The sequence below is a fragment of the Pseudarthrobacter kochi genome (assembly GCF_055412805.1).
In genome coordinates, this window is the sequence record NZ_JBVAYV010000001.1 from 212305 (window position 1) to 235701 (window position 23397).

The 23397-nt window shown below is 67.7% G+C and carries 20 protein-coding genes and 1 tRNA gene; 15 read left to right on the top strand and 6 right to left on the bottom strand.

Translation table 11 applies throughout. The features are described from left to right. Positions 1 to 97 precede the first annotated feature (97 nt). Positions 98 to 1939 (top strand): ABC transporter ATP-binding protein, encoded by a 1842-nt coding sequence (locus tag ACZY0Y_RS01090; protein ID WP_463956492.1) that lies wholly within the window; start codon positions 98 to 100, stop codon positions 1937 to 1939. 21 nt (positions 1940 to 1960) lie between these two features. Here the strand turns inward: ACZY0Y_RS01090 and ACZY0Y_RS01095 are convergent, their stop codons facing one another. From ACZY0Y_RS01095 to ACZY0Y_RS01105, 3 genes are all read right to left on the bottom strand, one after another. Further along, complete coding sequence (locus ACZY0Y_RS01095; RefSeq protein WP_463956493.1) at positions 1961 to 2512, bottom strand: hypothetical protein; 552 nt, start codon at positions 2510 to 2512, stop codon at positions 1961 to 1963. Positions 2513 to 2577: 65 nt separating this feature from the next. Continuing rightward, positions 2578 to 3216 carry a hypothetical protein gene (locus ACZY0Y_RS01100; protein WP_463879905.1) on the bottom strand — a complete coding sequence of 213 codons (639 nt, stop codon included), beginning with the start codon at positions 3214 to 3216 and terminating at the stop codon, positions 2578 to 2580. Between the two features lie 65 nt (positions 3217 to 3281). Then, entirely contained in the window at positions 3282 to 3722 is a 441-nt protein-coding gene (locus ACZY0Y_RS01105; RefSeq protein WP_463879907.1) for a hypothetical protein, read from the bottom strand. 394 nt (positions 3723 to 4116) lie between these two features. Here ACZY0Y_RS01105 and ACZY0Y_RS01110 point away from each other — a divergent pair, with 394 nt between their 5' ends. From ACZY0Y_RS01110 to ACZY0Y_RS01140, 7 genes are all read left to right on the top strand, one after another. Continuing rightward, the gene (locus tag ACZY0Y_RS01110) at positions 4117 to 5253 is read left to right on the top strand and encodes a GuaB3 family IMP dehydrogenase-related protein (protein WP_463879909.1); all 1137 of its coding nucleotides are present in this window, start codon (positions 4117 to 4119) and stop codon (positions 5251 to 5253) included. Positions 5254 to 5327: 74 nt separating this feature from the next. Further along, positions 5328 to 7079 carry a glycerol-3-phosphate dehydrogenase/oxidase gene (locus ACZY0Y_RS01115; protein ID WP_463956494.1) on the top strand — a complete coding sequence of 584 codons (1752 nt, stop codon included), beginning with the start codon at positions 5328 to 5330 and terminating at the stop codon, positions 7077 to 7079. A gap of 69 nt (positions 7080 to 7148) precedes the next feature. Continuing rightward, the gene (locus ACZY0Y_RS01120) at positions 7149 to 7637 is read left to right on the top strand and encodes a PTS sugar transporter subunit IIA (RefSeq protein WP_463879912.1); all 489 of its coding nucleotides are present in this window, start codon (positions 7149 to 7151) and stop codon (positions 7635 to 7637) included. A gap of 61 nt (positions 7638 to 7698) precedes the next feature. Beyond that, positions 7699 to 8577, top strand: a complete 879-nt coding sequence (locus ACZY0Y_RS01125) for an SURF1 family protein (protein ID WP_463956495.1) — start codon at positions 7699 to 7701, stop codon at positions 8575 to 8577. Continuing rightward, positions 8574 to 9086 (top strand): DUF3817 domain-containing protein, encoded by a 513-nt coding sequence (locus ACZY0Y_RS01130; protein ID WP_463879916.1) that lies wholly within the window; start codon positions 8574 to 8576, stop codon positions 9084 to 9086. Before ACZY0Y_RS01125 ends, ACZY0Y_RS01130 begins: the two co-directional genes overlap by 4 nt. A 108-nt stretch (positions 9087 to 9194) precedes the next feature. Continuing rightward, a complete protein-coding gene (guaA, locus tag ACZY0Y_RS01135; protein ID WP_463956496.1) occupies positions 9195 to 10784 on the top strand; it encodes a glutamine-hydrolyzing GMP synthase in 1590 nt (529 codons plus the stop codon). 274 nt (positions 10785 to 11058) lie between these two features. Continuing rightward, a complete protein-coding gene (locus ACZY0Y_RS01140) occupies positions 11059 to 15138 on the top strand; it encodes an AAA family ATPase (protein WP_463956497.1) in 4080 nt (1359 codons plus the stop codon). 79 nt (positions 15139 to 15217) lie between these two features. On the opposite strand, the gene ACZY0Y_RS01145 is transcribed toward ACZY0Y_RS01140, so the two are convergent. The 3 genes from ACZY0Y_RS01145 to ACZY0Y_RS01155 all read right to left on the bottom strand — a co-directional run bounded on the left by ACZY0Y_RS01145 (position 15218) and on the right by ACZY0Y_RS01155 (position 17171). After that, the gene (locus ACZY0Y_RS01145; protein ID WP_463879921.1) at positions 15218 to 15817 is read right to left on the bottom strand and encodes an RcpC/CpaB family pilus assembly protein; all 600 of its coding nucleotides are present in this window, start codon (positions 15815 to 15817) and stop codon (positions 15218 to 15220) included. Positions 15818 to 16136: 319 nt separating this feature from the next. Then, entirely contained in the window at positions 16137 to 16388 is a 252-nt protein-coding gene (locus tag ACZY0Y_RS01150; RefSeq protein WP_463879923.1) for an FmdB family zinc ribbon protein, read from the bottom strand. Positions 16389 to 16535: 147 nt separating this feature from the next. Then, the gene (locus tag ACZY0Y_RS01155; RefSeq protein WP_463956498.1) at positions 16536 to 17171 is read right to left on the bottom strand and encodes a 5-formyltetrahydrofolate cyclo-ligase; all 636 of its coding nucleotides are present in this window, start codon (positions 17169 to 17171) and stop codon (positions 16536 to 16538) included. A 98-nt stretch (positions 17172 to 17269) separates the two neighbouring features. Here ACZY0Y_RS01155 and galU point away from each other — a divergent pair, with 98 nt between their 5' ends. The 7 genes from galU to ACZY0Y_RS01190 all read left to right on the top strand — a co-directional run bounded on the left by galU (position 17270) and on the right by ACZY0Y_RS01190 (position 23364). After that, the gene (galU, locus tag ACZY0Y_RS01160; RefSeq protein WP_463956499.1) at positions 17270 to 18187 is read left to right on the top strand and encodes a UTP--glucose-1-phosphate uridylyltransferase GalU; all 918 of its coding nucleotides are present in this window, start codon (positions 17270 to 17272) and stop codon (positions 18185 to 18187) included. A 5-nt stretch (positions 18188 to 18192) separates the two neighbouring features. After that, complete coding sequence (locus ACZY0Y_RS01165) at positions 18193 to 18813, top strand: GNAT family N-acetyltransferase (RefSeq protein ID WP_463879926.1); 621 nt, start codon at positions 18193 to 18195, stop codon at positions 18811 to 18813. Positions 18814 to 18930: 117 nt separating this feature from the next. Beyond that, the gene (locus ACZY0Y_RS01170; RefSeq protein WP_463956500.1) at positions 18931 to 19917 is read left to right on the top strand and encodes a hypothetical protein; all 987 of its coding nucleotides are present in this window, start codon (positions 18931 to 18933) and stop codon (positions 19915 to 19917) included. A gap of 123 nt (positions 19918 to 20040) precedes the next feature. Further along, positions 20041 to 20841 carry an SDR family oxidoreductase gene (locus ACZY0Y_RS01175; protein ID WP_463956501.1) on the top strand — a complete coding sequence of 267 codons (801 nt, stop codon included), beginning with the start codon at positions 20041 to 20043 and terminating at the stop codon, positions 20839 to 20841. Positions 20842 to 20887: 46 nt separating this feature from the next. After that, positions 20888 to 20960: transfer RNA gene (locus ACZY0Y_RS01180), tRNA-Ala, on the top strand. A gap of 143 nt (positions 20961 to 21103) precedes the next feature. After that, positions 21104 to 21646, top strand: coding sequence for a PadR family transcriptional regulator (locus tag ACZY0Y_RS01185; RefSeq protein ID WP_463879931.1), 543 nt, complete (start codon positions 21104 to 21106; stop codon positions 21644 to 21646). A gap of 5 nt (positions 21647 to 21651) precedes the next feature. Further along, a complete protein-coding gene (locus tag ACZY0Y_RS01190) occupies positions 21652 to 23364 on the top strand; it encodes an ABC1 kinase family protein (protein ID WP_463956502.1) in 1713 nt (570 codons plus the stop codon). Positions 23365 to 23397 lie beyond the last annotated feature (33 nt).

Sequence of the window (23397 nt, forward strand, 5' to 3'; positions counted from 1 at the left end):
GGTTCACCAAACTAACTGGCAGCAGGGGCCGTTTTGGACGCTCAAAACGGACCCTGCTGCCAGCTGGTTGGGCTGGCGCGTGTCCTAGGCTGGAGCCATGTCCGAACTTCTGCCCGCACGTGAGCCCAAGCGCAAACTGGCGCTAAGGCCCTACGCCCGGGCCGTGGCGCAGGTGTTGCGCGTCAGTTTCCGGGCCTCTCCCGCCGCCGTCGTGATGAAGGTTGTGGGCTCGCTGATTTCGGCGTTGCTGCCGCTGGTCACCACCTACTTCGCCGCCCTGACCACCACGGCCCTCGCGGCTGCCTATGCGGGCGACGCCGCGGCGGGGCAGCAGGCGATTGTGTATGTCATCATCACCGCGGCCCTGGGACTGTTCTGGGGCGCCTTCAGCAGCGTGGACCGGTACATCCAGCAGCTGATGAGCTTCCGGGTCGGAGCGATCGTGGGTGACCTGATGTACGAGCGCTTCCTGGCCCTCGATTTCTGGCGCTATGACGATAAAGAGACGGTGGACCTGTACGACCGGGCCAAGCGGTTCTCCGATTCCTACGCCCGGGTCCTGGACCGGATCGCCGCCATCTTCACGCAGCTGGTCTCGGTGATCCTCGCCATCGGGGCGCTGCTGCTGGTCAGCTGGTGGATCGCCGTGATCGTCCTCGTGGCGATCGTGCCCAGCGTCTACCTGCAGTTCAAGCTCTCCCGCGAGCAGATCGCACACTGGAACACCCAGGTGGATTCGCGCCGGCAGCGGCGGATGATCGAGACCAACCTGCTGCGCCCGCAGCACATCGCCGAGATGCGCCTCTACGGGATTGTCGGTTACCTCATGGGGCTGCGCTTCCGGCTGCGGGACGCTGACGAGAAGCGCCGGCTGGATTTCCAGAAGCGCTATATCCCCAAACAGCTGGCCGCCGACACCCTGCAGTACGGCGCCGAGGTCATCTCGCTCATCTGGGTGGTGGGGCAGATCATCGCCCGGGCGCAGCCGGTGGGGCAGTTCCTCTACGTCCAGCAAATCGTCAGCCGCGCACTGTCCACCGCCAACAGCCTGGTCTCCTCCCTCAGCTCCATCGACGAGGACCTCGCCAACCTCAAGGACTACGAGCTCTTCATGGCGCTCCCGGTGCACTCCGACCACGCACCGCCGCTGTTGCAGGCACCCACGACCGTGGAACTGCGGGACATCCGCTTCACCTATACAGGCAGCGAGCTGGAAGTCATCAAGGGCATCTCGCTGACCATCCGCGAAGGCCAGCACATCGCCATCGTCGGGGAGAACGGCGCCGGCAAGTCCACCCTCATCCGGATCCTCGCCGGGCTCTACCGCCCGGACTCCGGTCAGGTGATGCTCGACGACGTCGACCTCGCCGCCGTCGACGTCAAGTCCTGGCACCGCCATCTGGCGGTGCTCAGCCAGGAATTCCTGAAATACGAGTTCGCCACGGCGGCGGAGAACATCTTCTTCGGCGACGTCGATGCACCGCGCGACGACGCCCGGATCCGCCGGGCCGCGGCCGACGCCGAGGCCCTCGAGTTCATCAACAAGCTGCCCAACGGACTGGACAACCACGTCAGCAACTGGATGGAGGATCCGCGCGGACGCAAGGGGAGCGGGCTGTCCGGCGGTCAGTGGCAACGGCTCGCGATGGCCCGGAACTTCTACCGGAACGCCGCGTTCATGGTCATGGACGAGCCGACGTCGGCCATTGACGCCCTCGCGGAGCACCGGATCTTCACCCGGCTTTTCGCCGACCGCAGCAGCACGATCATCGCCATCAGCCACAGGCTGGCCACGATCGAGAAGGCGGACATTGTCTACATGCTCGAGGACGGCCGGATCGTGGAGCAGGGCACCCACAAGGAACTCGTGGCCCTGCGCGGCCGCTACTTCCGGATGTTCGAATCCCAGCTTGCCGTGGACGAGGCCGAAGGGGTCTGACGGGGGAACGCTGGCCCGGGTTTAGCTTCGTTCCCGCCACCGGGCATACAGACTGGCGCTGTTCATCATGAGCCGCCGGGTGTGGGCCAGCCCAGCGGCCAGGCCCAACGGCCAGACCACCAGCATGCCCAGCACCGGAAGTGTTTCCGGCGAGCCGCCCTGGGGTGTGAAGAGCACCAGCGCGGCAACGCCCAGCGCGCTGACGATCAGGACGCTCCGGATCATGACCGGAGTGATCCGGATTCCCTGTTCCACCCGGGGGATGTCCGATGCTGGCCTGGGTGGTTTGCGGCCGAACCGCGGCCAGGCCGTGAGGGCCCAGCCCAGGGCCGCGAGAACTGTTCCCGGGATTGCCAGGACAATCCCGGTTTCCGGGCTCTGGCCCAGCGCCAGGGCGAGCCCGGCATAAACGGCCCCGGAGATGGCCAGCACCGCGGGGTACCACCAGGCGGAGAAGACCCAGGACCGGCGCTGGGCGAAGCCGAACGCCGTAGCGTCCGGAACCGCCCCGGTGGCCGGGCCGGTCATGCCCGTACGGGCACCGGTGCCGGTTCCATGGAAATGTGGCTCCACCTTTTCCCCAAGTTGATTCTCCGTGCAGGATCCCGAAGGACTCGATCCAACCTAGATCATCCCCGTCAGTTTCGCGATGGGGACTCGTCCCCATCGGCTGCCGCTTGAACCACGGTGGTCCGGACCCGCGCCAGGCTGGGCTGTGGGGGAACGCTGCTGAAGCCAAAGGTGACGGCGGGCCGGATCGCGGACAGTCCGCCGGCGTCCCCGCCGTTCCAGCCCACGCTTGCCCAGCTGATGTTGTGCAGGTCAGTCACACCGTAGTACTCCTGCCGCCCGCCCTTCGCGGCGCCCGCGGTGCGGGCTCCGGGGCTGAGCCGGGCCGCGAGCGGGCTGATGGCCCGCAGCCACTGCGGATGCACCGCCAACGGCCGGGGGACCAGCCGTACCATGCTGCCCAGGCGGGTCCTGGCGCCGACGGCGGCCCGGATCCGGAGCGGGCCGGCGTCCACCCTGAGCTCGCGGGCACCGTAAGACGCCGTGACGTCCAGCACCCGGGTCTCGTCAAAGTTATAGACCTCAGCAATGAATTCGCCGATTTCGGTGGTCGGGGCGAGCAGGATCCTGTGGCCGGAGGGCAGTTCCACCATGGCGTCAGCGAAGGATCCGAAGGGGGACTGCTGCCAGAGGCCCACCACAGCGCGCAAACCGGATTCCGTTCCGATGCCTGCAATATGACCGTCGAAGACCCAGCGTTTACCCATGCCGCCAGCGTACTGGCCGTGGCGCAGGTGCTGCGCGTCAGCATCCGGGCCTTGCCTGCCGTCCTCTACAGGGGGCCGTAACCCGCGTTGCCGTGGGGGTCGCGCCACATGGCCAGATCGCTTACCACCGCTGTGCGGAGCCCCGGGTCCGTCTGGATCCTTCGCCGGAAGGACTGCCGGGCCCGTCCCAGGACTACGGACGGGATGAGGATAAAGGCCGCCAGCAGAGCCACAAGGAGTACATACGCGCCGCACACCGCGACCAGCGTCGCAGTTCCCCGGGAAGCGATCCCGGGGAAAGCCGTGGCCAGAATACCGCCCGGAATGATGGCCAGCACGGACACCATCATGACGCCGCCGCGCGCCGACCCCGGGCCACGGGCGATGAGGAGCCTCCTGGTGTTCGGCAGTGTGCCACGTACCCGCTTCCAGGAGACCAGGCCCAGCACCGTCAACGCAACGCCCAGCGAGCCGAGAATCAAGACCCAGGCGGGGTTGCCCGACATGGCCGAGACGAAGCCACCGGTCAGGAGCAGGAGGGGCCCGGATCCGATGGCGCTGCTCCAGGCTGCAGCGAGGGTGCGGGGAAGGGAGTTGGAACGCTCATGTCGGACTCCAGCCCCGGCCCGTTGCGAAGGCTTTGTTCCAGGGCCCGGAAGCGCCCCGCGTCGGCGCCCTTCCATGCGGCGCCATAGAGGCCAGGGGCCATGGGTGGTTCTCCTGGGAGCAGGGCAAGGGCGCTCGGCGAGGCCCGGTTTCCTCAGGTTATGGGATTCTGTGGGCGGCTGCCATGGGCATCGCTGCCCATGGACGCTCTCCCCGCTGCAGTCCCGGGCACATTCCGGCTCTACGGCCCTGCCGGGTCCGTGGCCGGTGCCGCGGCTGGGATAACCTAGAGCAGTGACTTACGAGATTGAGATTGGCCGTGGCAAGCGTGGGCGTCGTGCCTACTCCCTGGATGACATTGCGATCGTCCCCAACCGACGGACGCGTGACCCCAAGGACGTATCTGTTTCCTGGCAGATCGACGCGTATAAATTCGACATGCCCGTCATCGCGGCGCCGATGGATTCGGCCATGTCGCCGGAGACCGTCATCGCCCTGGGCCGCCTCGGCGGACTCGGCGTTCTCGACCTCGAAGGCCTTTGGACCCGCTATGAGGACCCGCAGGCCGTCCTGGACCAGATCGGCGCGCTCCAGGACGAGACCAACAGCCCCGCCGTCACCCGGCGGATGCAGGAGCTCTACCAGGCCCCGATCCAGCCGGAGCTGATCACCTCACGGCTCGCGGAAATCCGCGCCGCGGGCGTCACCGTTGCCGGCTCCCTCACCCCGCAGCGGACCCAGGAACACTACAAGACCGTTGTGGCCGCCGGCGTCGACATCTTCGTGATCCGCGGCACCACGGTCTCGGCCGAGCATGTCTCGAAGGACCACGAGCCCCTGAACCTCAAGCAGTTCATCTATGAACTCGACGTCCCCGTGATCGTCGGCGGCGCAGCCGGCTACACCCCGGCCCTGCACCTGATGCGCACCGGTGCCGCCGGCGTGCTGGTCGGCTTCGGCGGCGGCGCCACGAGCACCACCCGCCGCGCCCTCGGCATCCACTCGCCCATGGCCTCCGCCATCTCCGACGTCGCCGCTGCCCGCCGTGACTACATGGATGAGTCCGGCGGACGCTACGTCCATGTAATCGCCGACGGCGGCATGGGATCCTCCGGCGACATCGTCAAGGCCATCGCCGTGGGCGCCGACGCCGTGATGCTCGGCAGCGCACTCGCCCGCGCCGAAGAAGCCCCGGGCAAGGGCTGGCATTGGGGCCAGGAAGCGCACCATCTCGAGCTTCCCCGCGGCGACAGGGTCAATGTCGGCACCGTCGGACCGCTCGAGGAGGTCCTCTTCGGACCGGGCCACCACACCAACGGAACGGCCAACCTGATCGGTGCGCTGCGCCGCTCGATGGCGACCACCGGCTACTCGGACCTGAAGGAATTCCAGCGCGTCGACGTCGTCGTGTCGCCCTACTCCGGCGACTGAGCGCCCCCTGCCCATCCGGGGAAGTTGGAAGTAGTGTGGTGCACTACGAGCTTTGATCCGGATGGAGGCGTGACATGAACAGTTTGCCGGGCGGTTCTCCCAAGACCGGCGGTGCCCTGGGGCCCGCGGAACGCGAAGCTTCACTCGCGGTGCTGAGGGGCACCACGGACCCTGGGAAAGAACTCGACATCCTGATCGTCGGCGGAGGCATCGTCGGCACCGGCGCCGCCCTGGACGCCGTCACGCGCGGCCTGAGCGTCGGCATCGTCGAGGCCAACGACTGGGCCGCAGGCACGTCTTCCCGCTCCTCAAAGCTGATCCACGGCGGCCTCCGCTACCTGGAGATGCTCGACTTCGCCCTGGTCAAAGAGGCGTTGCACGAACGCGGGCTGATCCTGTCCGCGCTCGCCCCGCACCTCGCCCGGCCCGTCCCTTTCCTGTACCCGCTGACCAAGCCCTTCCTGGAACGGCCGTACGTGGGCGCCGGCATCGCCTTGTACGACGCCATGTCCATCTCCACCGGCCAGCGCCGCGGCGTCCCGTTCCACAAACACCTGAGCCGCCGGGGGACCCTCCGGGCCGCGCCGAGCCTCAAGGACGATGCGTTCGTCGGTTCCATCCGGTACTACGACGGACAGGTCGACGACGCCAAGTATTGCGCCAACCTGGTCCGCACCGCTGCCTACTATGGCGCCCACGCGGTGAACCAGATGTCCGTGGTCGCCTTCCTCCGGGAAGGCGAACGCGTGGTCGGCGCCAAGGTGGTCAACCACGAGGACGGCTCCACGTTCAACATCAAAGCCAAGCAGGTCATCAATGCCACGGGCGTCTGGACCGACGAGACCCAGGCCATGGTGACCGACCGCGGCCAACTCAAGGTGCGCGCCTCCAAGGGCATCCACCTCGTGGTGCCGCGGGACCGCTTCCAGTCGACCGTGGGACTGATCCTGCGGACCGAAAAGTCCGTCCTATTTGTCATCCCCTGGGGCCGGCACTGGATTATCGGCACCACGGATACCGACTGGCATCTGGACAAGGCGCACCCGGCGGCATCGAGCAAGGACATTGACTACATCCTTGAACACGTAAACAAGGTCCTGAAACGGCCGCTGACCCGTGAAGACGTCGAGGGCGTCTACGCCGGACTCCGGCCGCTGCTGGCCGGCGAAAACGACTCCACGGCCAAACTTTCCCGCGAACACGTCGTGGCGCATCCGGTGCCCGGGCTCGTTGTGGTGGCCGGCGGCAAATGGACCACCTACCGGGTCATGGCCAAGGACGCCGTCGACGAAGCAACCCGCAGCATGGACGAGCGCGTGCCGCCCAGCTGCACCGAATCCATTCCCCTGCTGGGCGCCAGCGGCTTCAAGGCCGCCTGGAACAAACGGAACCGGATGGCCGAGGAGACCGGCGTCCACGTGGCGCGGATCGAGCACCTGCTCAACCGCTACGGCTCCATGGCCCCCGAAGTGCTGGCTCTCATCACCGAGAACCCGGAACTGGGCGAGCCCCTGCCCGGCGCGGACGACTACCTTGCCGCCGAGGCCGTCTACGCCGCCACCCATGAGGGCGCCCGCCACGTGCAGGACGTGCTGACCCGCCGGACCCGGATTTCGATCGAGGCGTGGGACCGCGGTGTGTCCGCCGCGCCGGTAGTCGCTAAACTGATCGGAGATGTCCTGGGCTGGAGCGATGCGCAGCGCGAGGGCGAGATCAAGCACTACCTGGCCCGGGTCGACGCCGAACGGCTCAGCCAGGAGCAGCCGGACGACGAATCCGCTGACGCAGCACGCATGGGCGTCGAGGACATCGTTCCGCTGCGCTGACCGGCAGCGTCCGCCTGCAGCCCCTCCCGGGACTGCAGGCGCACTGACGCCACTTCGAAGGGATACCTCTTGGCGGAACCACTGGACCGGTATGACGCCGAGCTCACCACTCCCGAGATGGTGATCCTCGAAATGGACGCCACCGACAAGCTCGACGCAACCGCCCAGTTGGCGGAACGCATGCACGCCGCCGGACGCATTTCCGATCTTTCCGGCTTCCTGGAGCACGTCAACGCCCGGGAACACCAGCTGGCCACGGGCCTGCCGGGCGGCATCGGCCTGCCCCATGCCCGCAGTGAGTTCGTCTCCCGGACCACCATCGCCGTCGGCATCACGAAATACGGCAAGGCGCTCGACTTCGGGGCCGCCGATGGGCCGGCCACGGTGGTGCTGCTGATCGCGACCCCGGCCAGCTCCTTCTCCGAGCATCTTGAAGTCCTGGCCACCCTGGCCCGGTCATTGTCGAAGGAATCCTTCCGCGAATCGCTCCGGCGTGCCTACGACCCCGAAGTGATCGCGGAACTCATCAACTCCAGCCTGGTCTTTTTCGACCACTGAAACCACTCAGCCCGGCAGACCCGTTTCGTTGTTCTACACGCCGACGAAGTACGGTTAAGGGGTGTTGAAAACTGCCCTCAAACCCCGCTGGATCGCAGGACTGGTGTTCGCGATCGTCGTATCAGGGGTGTTTGTGCTGCTCAGCCAGTGGCAGTTCGGCCGCTCAACCCAGCCTGAGGTGACGGTCTCCGCCACCACCGAGGAGCCCAAAGCCCTCACCACGGTGCTGCAGCCCGGCGACTTCTTCCCCGGTTCGGTTGCTGACCAGGTGGTCACCGCCACCGGCAGTTATGACCCGCAGAGGCAGGTCCTGGTCCCGGGGCGCCTGCACGACGGCGCCCCGGGCTACTGGATCGTTTCCGCCCTGGCCGTGAAGGACGCCCCCGTCCTGACCGGAGCCGGCGCGACGCCGCAGACCTGGATCCCGGTTGCCCGGGGCTGGGTTGCCGACCCCGCGGACGCTTCGGCGCCGCCGTCGGGCACCATTGAATTGACCGGACGGCTGCTGCCGTCCGAAGCCCCGCTGCCGGGGACCGACGCCGGCCCCGGGCGGGCCAGCGCCGTTTCCGTCGCGGAACTCATCAACATCTGGGAAGTCAGCAGCTACCCCGGCTTTGTCGCCGCGAGCTCCGAGACCTCCGGCGGCAGCGATGTCAGTGCCTCCGCGGCCGGTGGGGCCGTCGTGCCGCTGAACATCGGGCCGCAGCCTCCTGCCGGGAAAGTCAACTGGCTCAACCTCTTCTACGCTGCCGAGTGGGTCGTGTTCGCCGGCTTCGCGCTGTTCATCTGGTGGCGCCTGGTCAAGGACGACTACCGCCGGGGGCTCGAGGATGCCCTCGACGAGGAACAGGAAGCCGCCGCGCTGCATCCGCCGGACCCGGACCCCACCGAACCTCAAGCCGCCGAACCCCACCCCGCCGAACCGAAAGTGCAATCATGATCGAGCCCCAGCCGGCCGTCCAGCCGCAGCAGTCCAGCGTCCCGGGAAGCGGGCGCGGCAAGAAGCGCCGATTCGGCGGAACCGAGGCGCAGATCCGCTCGGCGTTGAAGTTCTACAAGGTCCTCGCGTACATGACCGGCGGCATGCTGCTCCTGCTCTGCGCGGAACTGATTGCCCGGTATGTCTTCGGCCAGTACCTCTTCGCGGGCGGCACCAATGCCGTCACCGGCCAGCCGTTCGGCTTCGGATTCGCCGACGCCGAGCCGCCTGGCGTCATCGGCGGCGTGAATCTGTCCGTCGCGGTCCTGATCGTGCACGGCTGGATGTACGTCGTGTACCTTATGTCCAACTTCCGCCTGTGGTCGCTGATGCGCTGGCCGTTCGCGAAAATGATCATCCTGGCCCTCGGCGGGGTTGTGCCGTTCCTCTCCTTCTTCGTGGAGAAGAAGTTCCACGCCGAGGTGGAGGCCGAACTGGCCGCGAACCCGCAGGCCACGCAGCGCTACTGAGTGCGGGGCACCGGGCCCGGTGTGAGTTCCCTTACCCGGCCGCCCTTCCCGGGCCCGGACCGGCTTCTCAATGTGCGGGCGGACGGCGCCGCAAAGTAGGCTGGTACGGTGACTACTCCCACTGCATCCCAGACGTCCCACAAGCCCGTGCTGGTTGTTGACTACGGTGCCCAGTACGCGCAGCTGATCGCCCGCCGCGTCCGGGAAGCGAACGTGTATTCGGAAGTGGTTCCGCATACCTACAGCACCGAGCAGCTCCTGGCCAAGAACCCCGCCGCCATCATCCTCTCGGGCGGCCCCGCGAGCGTCTACGCCGACGGCGCCCCCAGCGTCGGCGCCGACCTGTTCGAAGCCGGTATCCCGGTCTTCGGCATCTGCTACGGCTTCCAGGCCATGGCCAACGCCCTCGGCGGCAAGGTGGCCCAGACCGGACTCCGCGAATACGGAGCCACCGAAACCACCACCATCGGCGAAGGCCGCTCCATCCTGGCCGGCATGCCGCAGCACCAGAGCACCTGGATGAGCCACGGCGACTCCGTCCACGAGGCCCCCGAAGGCTTCGAGGTCCTGGCGACGACGGCAGGCGCCGAGGTCGCAGCCTTCGCCAACGAGGAAAAGTGCCTCTACGGTGTGCAGTGGCACCCCGAGGTGAAGCACTCGGCGTACGGCCAGCAGGTCCTGGAGAACTTCCTGTTCAAGGGCGCCAAGCTGGAACCGAACTGGACCGCAGGCAACATCCTCGAAGAGCAGGTCGACCGGATCCGCGAACAGGTTGGCGACGCCCGGGTCATCTGTGGCCTGTCCGGCGGCGTTGACTCCGCCGTGGCCGCCGCCCTGGTCCAGCGCGCCGTCGGCGACCAGCTGACCTGCGTGTTCGTTGACCACGGACTGCTGCGCGAAGGCGAAGCCGAACAGGTCGAACGCGACTTCGTGGCCGCGACCGGCGTCAAGCTTTACGTCGCCAACGAGCAGGAGCGCTTCCAGTCGGCCCTCGCCGGCGTCAGCGACCCGGAGACCAAACGCAAGATCATCGGCCGCGAGTTCATCCGCGCCTTCGAGGAAGCCGAGCAGGCAATCATCGCCGAGGCGGCCGCGCACGGCGAGAAGATCAAGTTCCTCGTGCAGGGCACCCTGTACCCCGACGTCGTCGAATCCGGCGGCGGCGAAGGTGCCGCGAACATCAAGAGCCACCACAACGTGGGCGGCCTGCCGGAAGACCTGCAGTTCGAACTCGTGGAACCGCTGCGCGCCCTGTTCAAGGATGAGGTCCGCGCCGTCGGTGCCCAGCTTGGCCTGCCGCAGGAAATCGTCGGACGCCAGCCGTTCCCGGGACCGGGCCTCGGCATCCGGATCGTCGGCGAGGTCACCAGGGAGCGGCTGGACCTGCTCCGCAAGGCAGACGCCATCGCGCGCGCCGAACTGACCGCCGCCGGCCTCGACAACGAGGTCTGGCAGATGCCGGTCGTACTGCTGGCCGACGTCCGCAGCGTCGGCGTCCAGGGCGATGGCCGCACCTACGGCCACCCGATCGTGTTGCGCCCCGTGTCCTCCGAGGACGCCATGACGGCGGACTGGTCGCGGCTGCCCTACGATCTGCTGGCCAGGATCTCCAACCGCATCACCAATGAGGTGGACGGCGTGAACCGCGTCGTGCTCGACGTGACCAGCAAACCGCCGGGAACCATCGAGTGGGAATAGCCCGGTAGCGGGCTAACGGAATGGCCGGTCTCCGGAAGGAGGCCGGCCATTTCACGTCTGTCCGGGTCTGCCCGGCGGGGACGGTGCGGCCGCGTCTGGCGGGGCAAGGCTCTCCGGCGAATTCGCGTCGAATTTGTGTCCCTCCAGTGTTGCGTCGTCTCACCGGCGCAGGATTCGGGCTACCCTCGAAAGCATGCCGGTATGGTCCAGGACGTCCCGCGCGAGCACGGAAACCGTGAGCAGAGTAAACGCGAGCACAGAAAAGAAGGCAGAAGTGTCAGTTGGTCAAGGCCACCCCGAGGGCTCGGAGGAGCTCAGGAAATGGCTGTCGGGGCTCAAGCCCGTCACCGGAGCAGACACCATGCTGCGCTTCACCAAGACGCCCGAGGGCTCCATCGACCTGACCCATGCCCATCCCTCCGGACTGGCGCAGCTGATGGCCGGGCGGCGCACCCGCCTCTCCACCCTGATCCGTGACCACCAGCAGTACGTCGTCGCCGCGCGGGCTTCCCGCAATCTGCGGTCCAAGATCTTCGAACTCGCAAACGACCGCGGCATCGACGCGGGATACTTCTCTGCGGGCACGGTCGTCTGGACGTCCGCCGTCGGAGGCATACCCCAGCGCGTCTCGGCCCCGGTCATGCTGACCGCCATCTCCCTCACGGTCCGCCCGGGGGAGGACGACTACGAACTGCAGCTGACGGAACAGGCCAAGATCAACCCTGCCCTGATCCGGCACCTGAAGACCATCCACGGGATCGTGTTCGACGTCAACGCCGTAACCCGAATGGCATACAGCACCGCCCGGTTTGATCCGCAGCCCGTCCTTGATCGCCTCGGCACGCTCATCCAGCCCATCCACGGCGCCGAGGTCGAACACAACCTGCTGGTATCCACCTTCGCCGACCTGTCCGGAAGCCTCGACGACCCGTGGATCAACGACAACCACCCCCTCGTCGTGGCGCTGGGCCGCGCGGCCGCCGGCGGGGCGGTGGAGGTTCCCGAGCTCAAGGCCGGTCGGTTCCCGAGCACCGACGAGCGGGATCCCGCCGATGAGCTGCTGCTGCTCGACGCCGACACCGACCAGCAGTACGTCGTCGACGCCGTCCGTGCCGGGGACTCGCTGGTGGTCAGCAGCCCGCCGGGCACCGGCCAGACCCAGACGGCCATCAACACCATCGGTGCCCTGGTCGATCAGGGCAAGACTGTCCTGGTGGTGGGGGACCGGCGTGCCAGCCTGGGCGAAATCTCCGCCCAGCTGGACACCCTGGGGCTGGACTCCACCCTGTTCCAGCTCGCCGGGAACGCCACTCCGCTGCAGCTCAAGGGTCAGCTGGTCCGGGCCATCGTGCGCAACGAGAAATCCCTCGAGCCCCAGCTCAGCAACCTCCACACCACCCTGATCGAGCACCGCCACGCCCTTCGGGACCATGTCGCCTCACTGCACAACGTCCGCCAGCGCTGGGGCTGCTCGCCGTACGAGGCCATGCAGTCGCTGGCCGAGCTGACCTCCATCCAGCCGGCACCCGCCACCACCGTCCGGCTCAAGCGCAGCGTGCTGGATAATATCCGGGACCGCGAGGAGCTTGCCGGCCGCCTCCACCGGGCGGCCGAACTGGGAAGCTTCAGCCGGGCCTCGACAACAAGCCCCTGGCACGGCGCCCGCCTCCTGACCCGCAAGGAAACCCAGGAAGCCCAGCAGGTGGCCCGATCCGTGGCCCGGAAGCTGCCGGAACTGCGCGACCTGATGAACGGCGTCGCCGAACACGCAGAGATCCGCCTGGGCCGTTCGTTTGCCGAGTGGGGCGACCAGGTTGATCTGCTGGTCGCGGTCCGCGAAAGCCTCGACAAATTCACCCCGGACATCTTCGACCGTCCGGTCCACGACCTCATCTCCGCCACCGCAGCCTCCTCCTGGCGGCGCGAGCGGAACATCGAGATGCCGTCCATGCAGCGGTCACGCCTCCGCCGGGTGGCTAAGGAATATGTCCGCCCGGGCGTCCACATCGCCGACCTGCACAGCTCCCTCGTCCTCGTCCAGGAGCAGCGGGCCGCATGGGCCGACTACGCCACGACGCAGCGGCATCCGGCGGTCCCGTCCGGCCTGGGGGAGATCATCGCCCTGTACCGCGAGCTGGACGCGGAGCTGGCCGAGCTGGGCCAGGCCGTCAGGCACACCGCGGCGGGCGGCGAGTTGCACGGCACGCCCTACGAGGAGCTCATGGAGCGACTGGACCGGCTGGTTGCCGACACCGGAACACTCGAGACCCTGCCCGAGCGGACCCTCCTCGTCGAGAATATGCGCGAGCACGGCCTTGGCGAACTGCTCGCCGACCTTGCCGAGCGCGAGGTTCCCGCCGGATCGGTGGCTGCGGAGCTCGAGCTCGCCTGGTGGCAGTCGGCGCTGGAAGCCATGATCAGCGGGGACGATTACCTTGCCATGTCCGACGGCGACGCCCTGCGCCAGCTCGAAGCGGAATACCGTCTCGCGGACAACGCCCACATCGCCAGTGGCGCGGCCCGGCTGCGCTGGCAACTGGCCGAACGCTGGCGGGTGGCCATCGCGGAGCACCCGCGCCAGGCGGAACTGCTGCGCAGCCTGCTCAAGGACGGCCGGGTAACCCTGTCGGCGCTGACGGGCCAGGCCCCGGAACTGCTGCCCATGCTGGTGCCGGTATGGTCGGTCAGCCCCTATCTCCTGACGGCGGTTTTGCCGGTGGAGCAGAGGTTCGACGCCGTTGTTATCCTCGATGCCGAGGCGACGTCGCTGCAGGCTGTCCTGCCGGCCATCGCCCGCGCCAAACAGGTCATTGCCTTTGGCGACGACCGGATCGCCAGCCCGCGGACCTTCACCGTGGGTGTGGAGCGGCTTGCCGCCGGCGAGAGCTCCCATCAGGGAGTCGAGAGTGCCTACAAGGCATTGGCCGCCGTGTTGCCGGCCTGGAACCTGCGCACCATCTACCGCGCCGTTGACGAAGACCTCGTCCGGCAACTGAGCAAGGGCTTCTACGACGGCGGACTGCGCCGGCTGCCGGAGGGCCAGTCCGCCACCGGGCTGGACCGCGCCCTGACAGTGGAATACCTTCCGGACGGCACGGGTCTGCCCAGCGCGGACCACGACGGTGTCGAGTCCGTCGTCGCCGAGGTTAACCGGGCGGTGGAGCTTGTCTTCGAACACGCCCGGCTGCGGCCGCGCACGTCGCTGGCCGTCGTCACCGGCAGCCTCCGGCACGCAGCCCGGATCGGCGAGTCCATCCGGCTGCAGCTGCCCAACTACCCGCTGCTGGCCAGTTTCTTCACCGCCGGGGACGAATCCTTCCGCGTGGTGGACCTGGAACGCGCCCAGGGCCTGGTCCGCGATCACGTGATCTTCTCCCCGGGCTACGGACGCACCCCGCACGGGCGTGCGCTCCACAGCCTCGGCCCGCTGTCGGCCGAAGGTGGCCGCGCCAGGTTCGCGCTCGCCATGACACGGGCACGCCGCTCGCTGCACGTGCTCAGCTGCTTCCGTCCCGAGGACCTCGACGTGACCCGGCTCAGTCACGGCGCGGTCGACTTCTACGAGCTGCTGGACCGTGAAATCGCGGGCAACTCCGATCTTGGCAGCCCGGCGTCGCGGGCCGCTGCCAGCGAACAGGCCCTGGGAGCGGACCCGCTCGTGGCGGACCTCGGCGACCGGCTGCGCGCCAGGGGTGCCCGGGTCTGGCACCAGTACGACGGCGCCCTGAACATGGTGGCCGCGGCCGACCCCTTGAGCACGCTCGGTCAGGACGACGCCGAGATTCCCCGGCCCGTGGCAATTGAATCCGACGGCACCGAACAGTACCGCCGGCTGACCGTCCGCGAACGCAGCAGGCTCCGCCCTCAGCTCCTGGAGCGCCTTGGCTGGCGGTACATGCCACTATGGACCATAGAGGTCTTCACTGATCCTTCGGCCTGCGCCGACCGTATCGGCGGATACCTGGGCCTGGAAAAGCCGGCCGTGTCGCACCGGAAACAGGCGTCGCCGGGATTCTTCGACGACGACGTCGAGAACCTTGCCGTCAACGAAGCGCAGGCCTCCCAGGGGCGTGCCCCTTCCGAATGGCCGGACAATGCGCAACAGTTGAGAACAGATCAGGGCAGTAAGGAGGCCGGCGGCATGAATGCGGACGGCAAGACCCAGGACAACGGCAACGTAGCGCGGAACGGCAGCCGGGAGGACGCACCTCAGCAGTCACCGCCGGCCAACGTCCCGGCCGGCGTGCTGCCGAACAAGGCTGCGGAAGACGACCCGCGGCGCTGGGGCGACGAACCGGGCGGCTACGACCACGACTCCTGGCTCCAGGAACAGAAGCCTCCGCACTGGGGCTAGGTCCTCCGGGCCTGGCACCGCACCCGGCCGACACAGTTCCGGAGCCGGCTTCGGGCGAAGCTCGGGCCGGGCGGAGCGGCTAGCCGGGAACGGCCGCGACAAGGACAAAGAACAGCTTTCCCTGCGTTGATGCACCGGCGAGACGACGCGCCTGATCGGCATCGGCTGCCACCACCAGGAGGCCCTCGGTTTCCCCGGTAGCCAGCCATGGGCCGGCCCCGCTGCCGTGGCCGGAGGTCCACAGCACTGGAACGGCGGCGGCCAGGACCTGGGAAGCCGCGGGCTGGTCAAAGCTGTTGCCCGTTGTCATGACCACATTGACGAGCTGTCCGGGGGAGAGCAGCTGGATCGAGGCCGGATCCGCCATCCGGAGCGGCACTGCGGCGGATCCCGGAGGGCTCCCCGCCAGCAGGCCGGGCCCCAGGAGTTGGGAATCGGAGAGCAGTTGGCCCTTGCGGAGGGCGACAGCAAGCTGCTTGCCGAGCAGGGATTCGGCGCTGCCGTAGCTGCTTACCGGAACCAGCGCACTGGGAACGCCCAGGACTACCAGGTCGTCCGCGCTGAGTGTCTCCCCGGCCGGGAGGTCCCTGGCAGCCGCAACGGCGGAGACACTGTAGACCGGGGCCGGAGTCAGTTGTTGCACGGTGAGACCTGCGGCGATGCACAGCAGCAGTGCCACGGCCAGCCGCCGGTTGCGGCTCAGCCAACGGGCCAGCCGCCGGCGGGGAGGTTGCCGGGCGGGTCTCCGGCCCCCTGGGGAGCGGCTGCCCCGGAGAACCCACGAGGGGCGCCACGCGTCACGCCGCAAGAGTCCAAAGGACTCGGCGGGAAGGATCCCTGCGGGCGGGACAGGGCGTGGATGCGTGGCCATAACCTGACCCTACGCATCGGAATGCCAGCCGGGCCGGTTCAGTGTGGGCTATGTGGAAAAAGCGGCCTGACAACACTGCCGGACAGGCAGCGAACAGCTGTGGAGCCGCAGACCCTGCGGACCGCTGCTAGCTTGCGGAAGCGGCGGCAGGCGCCGGCGTTGGCGCCGGAGCCGGAGCGGGGGAAACAGTGCTGCCCTTGGCATCGCGGGAGTCGGTCCGGTAGAAGCCGGAACCCTTGAAGACGACGCCGACGCTGTTGAACTTTTTGCGCAGGGTTCCCTGGCACTCCGGGCAGGACGTGAGGGAGCTGTCGGTGAACGACTGCACGATCTCGAAGGCGTGGCTGCAGTCCTTGCAGGCGTATGCATACGTGGGCACTGGAAATCCTCCTCTGGGACAAACGAGCAGGTCCCGTGCCGCCGGGGTCGGGATCCAGGCCGACAAGTCTATCGGCAAAGTCCGTCCCTTAGCAGTCGCAGGGCCTGAGTGCTAATTCTATCACCCCCGCCGTGCGCTCCCGGAAGCCTAACCCTGCAGCTGCACCAGGCCCGCCGGGGTCAGGGCGGCCGCCACTTTCCGGTCGAAGGACTCTGCCGGGATGCTGCCCGCGGGCAGCACCTCGCCGTCATACACGACGGCGGCTGTCGGCAGCGGCGGCATCAATGCGTCGTCGGACGCCGGCGTCGGGGACGGGAGGAAGGCGCTCAACGCCGCCAGGAACGTGTCGTAGTAGCCGCCGCCCTGGCCGATCCGGTTGCCGGCGAAGTCGACGGCGGTGGCCGGCAGGAAGATGCCGCCGGCGTGCCGCATAACGGTGGTGTCGTGGCGTTCCCCGGCGGGCTCCTGGATCGGCGCGTAACGGCTCCGCACGGACCTGGAAGCCGGTGTCCAGTACACCCAGCTCAGCGTCAGTCCGGGCTCGCAGACGGGAAGCAGAAGCTGATGCCCTGCCGCATGGAGCGCTGTCAGCAGGGGAAGGGTCGGCGGTTCGGAACCCACGCCAAGGTAGGCGGCGAAGGTGCCGGAACTGCCACCGGTCAGACGTGTTGCCCAGGCTAGACCGTGCCGGGCGATGCCCGCCCCGGCGGCCTCCAGCCCGGCCGGCGTCAGGGCCGCGCGCAGGGTCCGGTGGCTTGCCCGGATGTCTTCCTTCGATGCCATGATGCCTCGTTCCTCCGCGCGATCCGGCCCCGGGAGGCAGCGGCTCCCGCCGGCTCGAATGATTACGCAATGTTTGGTCCCTCCGTTAGATTAGTCGAGTGACTACACCCAACGCTCCCGTCCGCAAGGCCGTCATCCCCGCAGCCGGCCTCGGCACCAGGTTCCTGCCGGCCACCAAGGCCATGCCCAAGGAAATGCTGCCCGTCGTCGACAAGCCGGCCATTCAGTACGTGGTGGAAGAAGCCGTCAATGTCGGGCTGACCGACATCCTGATGATCACCGGCCGCAACAAGCGCGCCCTGGAGGACCACTTCGATCGCGTCCCCACCCTGGAAGCCACGCTTGAGGCCAAGGGCGACACCGCCAAGCTTGCGTCCATCCAGGCCGCCAGCAACCTGGGCGACATCCATTACGTGCGCCAGGGCGATCCGATGGGCCTCGGCCACGCCGTCCTCCGTGCCAAGCAGCACGTGGGCTATGAGCCGTTTGCCGTCCTGCTGGGCGATGACCTGATCGACGCCCGCGACGAACTTCTCAGCACCATGATCGAGGTCCAGGCGAAGACCGGTGGATCGGTGGTTGCCCTGATCGAGGTTGAGCCTTCCGAAATCAGCGCCTACGGTTGCGCCGACATCGACGCGATAGCGGGCGAAGAGTATGTCCGGATCAACCACCTGGTCGAGAAGCCTGACGTCAAAGATGCCCCGTCGAATCTCGCGATCATCGGCCGCTACGTCCTCCACCCGGCGGTCTTCGAAGTGCTGGAACACACCGAGCCGGGACGCGGCGGCGAAATCCAGCTCACCGACGCGCTGCAGGAACTCGCCTCCGGTGACGGCGAAGGCTACGGCGTCTACGGCGTGGTCTTCCGCGGCCGCCGCTACGATACCGGCGATAAGCTCAGCTACCTTAAGGCCTGTGTCCAGCTCGCCTGCGACAGTGACGACCTCGGTCCCGGCCTGCGGGAATGGCTGCCGGGCTTCGCCGCGAGCCTGGCTCCCAGCCTGATCAAGTAGCTCCGGTGGGCGGCAGCTTCCAGTGGCCGGTGACGCTTGAAAGCGGCGACCTTGTGTTGCGCCCGATCCGTTACCGGGACCGCAAGGAGTGGACCGAGGTCCGCTCCCGCAACAGCGAGTGGCTGGCCCCCTGGGAAGCGTCAAACCCCGTTCCCGGGGGCGGCCTTCCCGACTACCGCCAGATGGTGCGGTCCCTCAAGGCCCAGGCCGCCCAGGGAACCGCCCTGCCGTTTCTCATCACCGCATGGACCCCGGGCTTCCGGGAGCCGGTGATCGTCGGACAACTCACGGTGTCCTCGATAGTGTGGGGCTCTGCCATGATGGCGACGCTGGGTTACTGGGTGGACAAGGACCGGGCCGGCCAGGGCATCGCCCCTACCGCTGTGGCGTTGGTGACGGACTATTGCTTCGAGGTTCTCGGGATGCACCGGATGGAAATCAACATCCGTCCCGAAAACGCACCCAGCTTGCGGGTAGTCGAGAAGCTGGGCTTCCGCGACGAGGGCTACCGGCCGCGGTTTCTGCACATTAACGGCGAATGGGCGGACCACCGGAGCTTCGCGCTGACCTCCGAGGAAGTGCCCGGGGGGCTCCTGGAACGCTGGCAACACAACGGGCCTGCTTGATCGGCCAGCCCCCACCTGACCAGCCGTAACGTCCTAAATCCAGTCAATTGCGAGTTCCCCCGCGACACACCGGGGACAATGCGGCTCCGTACCGCGCATTGCTCATACGGTTTTGGTGTGGACTTCCCTCTTAGCAGCTCTGTGATCCTTGTCATTGCTGTTGCGCTCTGGATTGTGTGGGTTGCCCCCTACATGCTCCGGAACGGACGCCACCAGCTGCAGCCTGCGGGCGAGCTCGTGGCGGACACCATCGATCTAGAAACAGCAGCCCCGCAAGCCGGGAACGTCATGCAGATGGCGTCCCAGCAGGAGAAACCCATGACCAGTATCCAGCGCACCGACTCCTTTCCGGGAACTCCCGGGCTCGACGGCGGCCCCAAGACCGGCCCCTCCGGTCCGGCTTTCAGAATCCGCTACGGACGCTTGGCCCTGGCGCTGGCCGGTCTGCTCTCGCTGCTCACCGGCGTTGTGTCCGCGGCCCTGCGGATCTTCGGCCTCGGTTCACCCTGGCTGCCGATCGTTGCACTGTCCGGCGCCGTCGCCGCGGTCTTTATGCTCCGCTGGCTCGCCGTCCGGGACCGCCGCCGCAAAATGAACGCCGCGTTCCGCGCGGCCATGACCGCCCCGGCACGCCCGGCCCGGTCTGCCCCGGCGCGGACCCCGCTGCAGCAGCCGGCGGGGGAGCCCCGCGAATGGGCCGAGAGTCCGCTCTTTGACGCCCAGGCCGACGCCTCAGATCGCAAACCGGCGCCCAAGCCCTTGACCGCCCAGGAACTCCGCCGGGCGGCCCTGGCGGAAGCCGCGGCCTCGGGCGACACGTCCGTCCGCCGTACCGCTGATCCCCAGGCCGCTGAAGGATCCAGTTGGGAACCGGTGGAGGTCCCCAAGCCCACCTATGTGGAGGCGCCAAAGGCCGAGCGGGCCGCCCCTGAGCCGCTCGATCTTCCGGAAGCCCCGAAGGCCGTGGGAAAGCCGTCGCTCAAGCAGGGCCTCCCGCAGGCGCCGGCCGTCAGCCCCGGCGCGGATGCCGAGCCGAAGCCCCTCGGCAAGGCGCAGAGTGCCCTGAGCAACCTGGACGATGTCCTGCAGCGACGCCGGGCCTGAGCTACTTCGTTCAAGCCCCGGGCAGCCAGCACTGGCCGCCCGGGGCTTTGCTGTGCCCGGCGGATCAATAACCAGTGGGACTAAGGCGGCCACGAACCGGAAGCGGACCGGTAGCCTCAGGGCATGACACGAATTTGCGTTGCCGGGGGAACCGGCCAGGTGGGCCGTGAAGTGGTCCGACAGGCTCTCGAGGGCGGCCACGGGGTCGCAGTGCTCTGCAGGACTCCGCCTCCCCCCGGGGCAGCGGCCCGGACCGACGGCGCGGAGTACTTCCCTGCCGATGTCACCACCGGCGAGGGGCTGGCGGCGGCGCTGGCCGGCGCCGACGTCGTGATCGACTGCCTGGAGGGGCGCTCCGGGACGGCCCTGAAGAACTTCGCCGACGGCGGCGCCCGGCTGCTTGCCGCCGCCCAGGAGGCCGGTGTGGCCGAGGCAGTCGTGCTTTCCATCGTCAATTGCGACCGCAGCAGCTTCCGTTACTACGCCTCGAAAGCAGCCAAAGAACTGGTCTACGAGCGGTCCGGACTGGATACCGTCGCGCTCAGGGCGACGCAGTTCCATTCGCTCCTCGCGACGACCTTCGCTGCGGGTCCGAAACTGCGGATCATCCCGGTGGTCAAGGGCGCCCGGTTCCAGCCGATCGCCCCCGCCGACGTCGCGGGTGCGCTGCTCGAGGAGGCGCTGGCGCCGGCGTCGGGCCTCCGGCACAGCGTGAAGACCATCGGCGGCCCCGAAGTTCAGGGCATGGGGGACCTCGCCCGGCAATGGAAGGCGGCCACCGGCTCCCGTGGACGCCTGGTGACCATACCGCTGCCCGGGGCGATGGGCAAATACCTGCGAGCGGGGCTCAACCTGGTGCCGGAGGAACGCCACGCCGGTGAGACATTCAGCGGCTGGCTGGCAAAGAACGCCAATAGTTTGTAGCCTAGGGACACCGGCAACGCCGTTCCTTCGGGACCGGCGTTGCTTCGGGGCTATAGCTCAGTTGGTAGAGCGCTTCGTTCGCATCGAAGAGGTCAGGAGTTCGAATCTCCTTAGCTCCACAGTTTGCAAGGGTTTTTGAACCCTTGAGTGCGTGGAATAGACAACCGGTTGGCCGGTTCATCGGCCCGAGGGTGCCTGCTGGTTCTTGTGAATCTCGCGATGTATCGTTGACTATCGTTCGCGATTCACAGAGGAGTGCATGATGCGTAATTCATACCCGGCAGGCGGATTTCGCGGCAGCAACGTCGACGGCATGTGGCAGGCCGTTGAGGAGCTGCGCTCAAAGTTTGAGAAGCGCTCCGGCACCCGCGCCGGCCGGGGCGAGGTGCGGTCGGCGGTGCTGGCACTGCTCGCGGAGCGGCCCATGCACGGCTACCAGATCATCCGTGAAATCGAGGAGCGCAGCGGTGGCAGCTGGAAGCCCAGCGCCGGCTCTGTCTACCCCACGCTGCAGCTGCTGGCCGATGAAGGGTTCATCAGTGCCGAGGAATCCAACGGCCGCAAGATCTACTCGCTGACGGAAGCAGGCCGGGAGGATGTGGCGGGCGCCGACACCTCAGCGCCCTGGGAGTCACCGGGACCGGCGTCAGGCACCGGGTTCGGGGCGCTGCCCAAGGCCGGTGTCGAGCTCGCGCAGGCCGCGTCCCAGGTGGGGCGCACCGGCACGCGGGAGCAGGTGCAGGAAGCCGTGACGGTGCTCGACGACGCACGCCGCCGGCTCTACGCGATCCTCGCCCGGGACTGACGCCGGTGACGTCGGTCCGTCGGGACCGGGCAGATCCGGTACCCGGCGCCGGGGACACCCGTGCCCGTTACCGTCGCATCCTGCGCTTCGCCGCGTGGCATCTCGCGGTGACCTGGTGGTTTGAGCTGTTCCTCCCCCGCGTCGGGCTGGCCAGGGTTGCCGAGCGCACCAGGGCGAAGAGGATGCAGCGCTTCGCGCAGCGCTTCCATGATCTCGCGGTGGAACTCGGCGGCCTGATGATCAAAGTCGGTCAGTTCCTGTCCTCCAGGCTCGACGTGCTTCCGCCCGAGATCACCAAGGAACTTGAGGGACTGCAGGACGAGGTGCCCCCGGTTTCGTTCTCCGCGATCCGAACCCTTGCCGAGGCTGAGCTGGGTGCGCCGCTTGATGAGTTGTTCGCCTCGGTCGAGGAGGCGCCCATCGCAGCAGCATCCCTCGGGCAGGCACACCGGGCGAGGCTTCGACCGGACGATGCCGCCGACACCGGGTTGGACAAAGTGGTGCTGAAGGTACAGCGGCCGGGCATCAACGCCATTGTCGACGTCGACCTGGCGGCCCTGCGCAAAGTGGGCGGCTGGCTCAGCCACGTGCGCCTGGTGTCCGACCGTGCCAACATGCCCGCCCTGGTAGAAGAGTTTGCGCAGACCAGTCTTGAGGAGATCGACTACCTGCATGAGGCGGCGAATTCGGGGCGGTTCGCTGCTGACTTCGCCGACGACGACCGGGTGGCTGTGCCCGATGTCGTCTGGGAGCGGAGCACCCGCCGCGTGCTCACCCTCGAAGATGTCACGGCGATTAAGATCACGGACTCGGAGGCGCTTCTCGCGGCGGGCATCGACCCGGCGCAGGTTGCCCCGGTTTTCGCGTCGGTCATGTTCGACCAGATGTTCACGAACGGCTTTTTTCACGCCGATCCGCACCCGGGAAATATCTTCGTCACTCCGGTTACCGATTCATCCACAGAGCGCCCCTGGAAGCTGACGTTCATCGACTTCGGCATGATGGGCGAGGTTCCGGCGAGTACGCGCAGCGGCCTGCGGAAGCTGCTCATCGCGGCCGCTTCGCGTGACGGTAAGGGGTTGATGACCGCGATCAGCGACGTGGGGGTGTTGGTGCCCTCGGCCGACACGGTCGAGCTTGAACGGGCGATGACGCACCTCTTCGCCCGGTTTGGCGGGATGGGCTTCGCCGAGCTTCGCGAGGTGGACCCGCGGGAGTTCCGTGATTTTGCGGTGGAGTTCGGTGACGTGGTCCGCTCGCTGCCGTTCCAGTTGCCGGAGAACTTCCTGCTCCTCATCCGGGCGATGTCACTGACGTCGGGTGTGTGCAGCTCGCTGGACGCCCGGTTCAATCTGTGGGACTCGGTCGAACCCTACGCGGGGCAGTTGCTACGCGACGAGCGCGGCAACATCGCGCAGGATGTGGCCCAGCAGGCGCTCGATGCCGCCGGACTGGCCCTGGGTCTGCCGAAACGTCTGGATGGGCTTCTCACCCGGCTCGAGGACGGTTCGCTGTCGGTCGCCAATCCGCGCCTCGAACGGCAGGTGGGTCGGCTTGACCGCACGGCGCAGCGATCGGCATCGGCACTGGTATTCGGCGCCCTGCTCATCGCAGGGTCTGTGGTCCGGGCGGACGACATGGTGCTCGGCAGCGTGCTGATGATCGCGTCGGTGGTTCCGCTGCTGCACGGGCTGTGGGCGGGGCGCAGCGGCCTCTGAGTGAGCGGGCGGCTCCGTTGTGGCGCGTGTTCC

Excerpts from the sequence above, each read along its gene's own strand:
- ACZY0Y_RS01090 (WP_463956492.1), top strand. The coding sequence starts at position 98 with ATGTCCGAACTTCTGCCCGCACGTGAGCCCAAGCGCAAACTGGCGCTA.
- ACZY0Y_RS01100 (WP_463879905.1), bottom strand. The coding sequence starts at position 3,216 with ATGGGTAAACGCTGGGTCTTCGACGGTCATATTGCAGGCATCGGAACG.
- ACZY0Y_RS01105 (WP_463879907.1), bottom strand. The coding sequence starts at position 3,722 with ATGTCGGGCAACCCCGCCTGGGTCTTGATTCTCGGCTCGCTGGGCGTT.
- ACZY0Y_RS01115 (WP_463956494.1), top strand. The coding sequence starts at position 5,328 with ATGAACAGTTTGCCGGGCGGTTCTCCCAAGACCGGCGGTGCCCTGGGG.
- ACZY0Y_RS01130 (WP_463879916.1), top strand. The coding sequence starts at position 8,574 with ATGATCGAGCCCCAGCCGGCCGTCCAGCCGCAGCAGTCCAGCGTCCCG.
- ACZY0Y_RS01155 (WP_463956498.1), bottom strand. The coding sequence starts at position 17,171 with ATGGCATCGAAGGAAGACATCCGGGCAAGCCACCGGACCCTGCGCGCG.
- ACZY0Y_RS01175 (WP_463956501.1), top strand. The coding sequence starts at position 20,041 with ATGACACGAATTTGCGTTGCCGGGGGAACCGGCCAGGTGGGCCGTGAA.
- ACZY0Y_RS01185 (WP_463879931.1), top strand. The coding sequence starts at position 21,104 with ATGCGTAATTCATACCCGGCAGGCGGATTTCGCGGCAGCAACGTCGAC.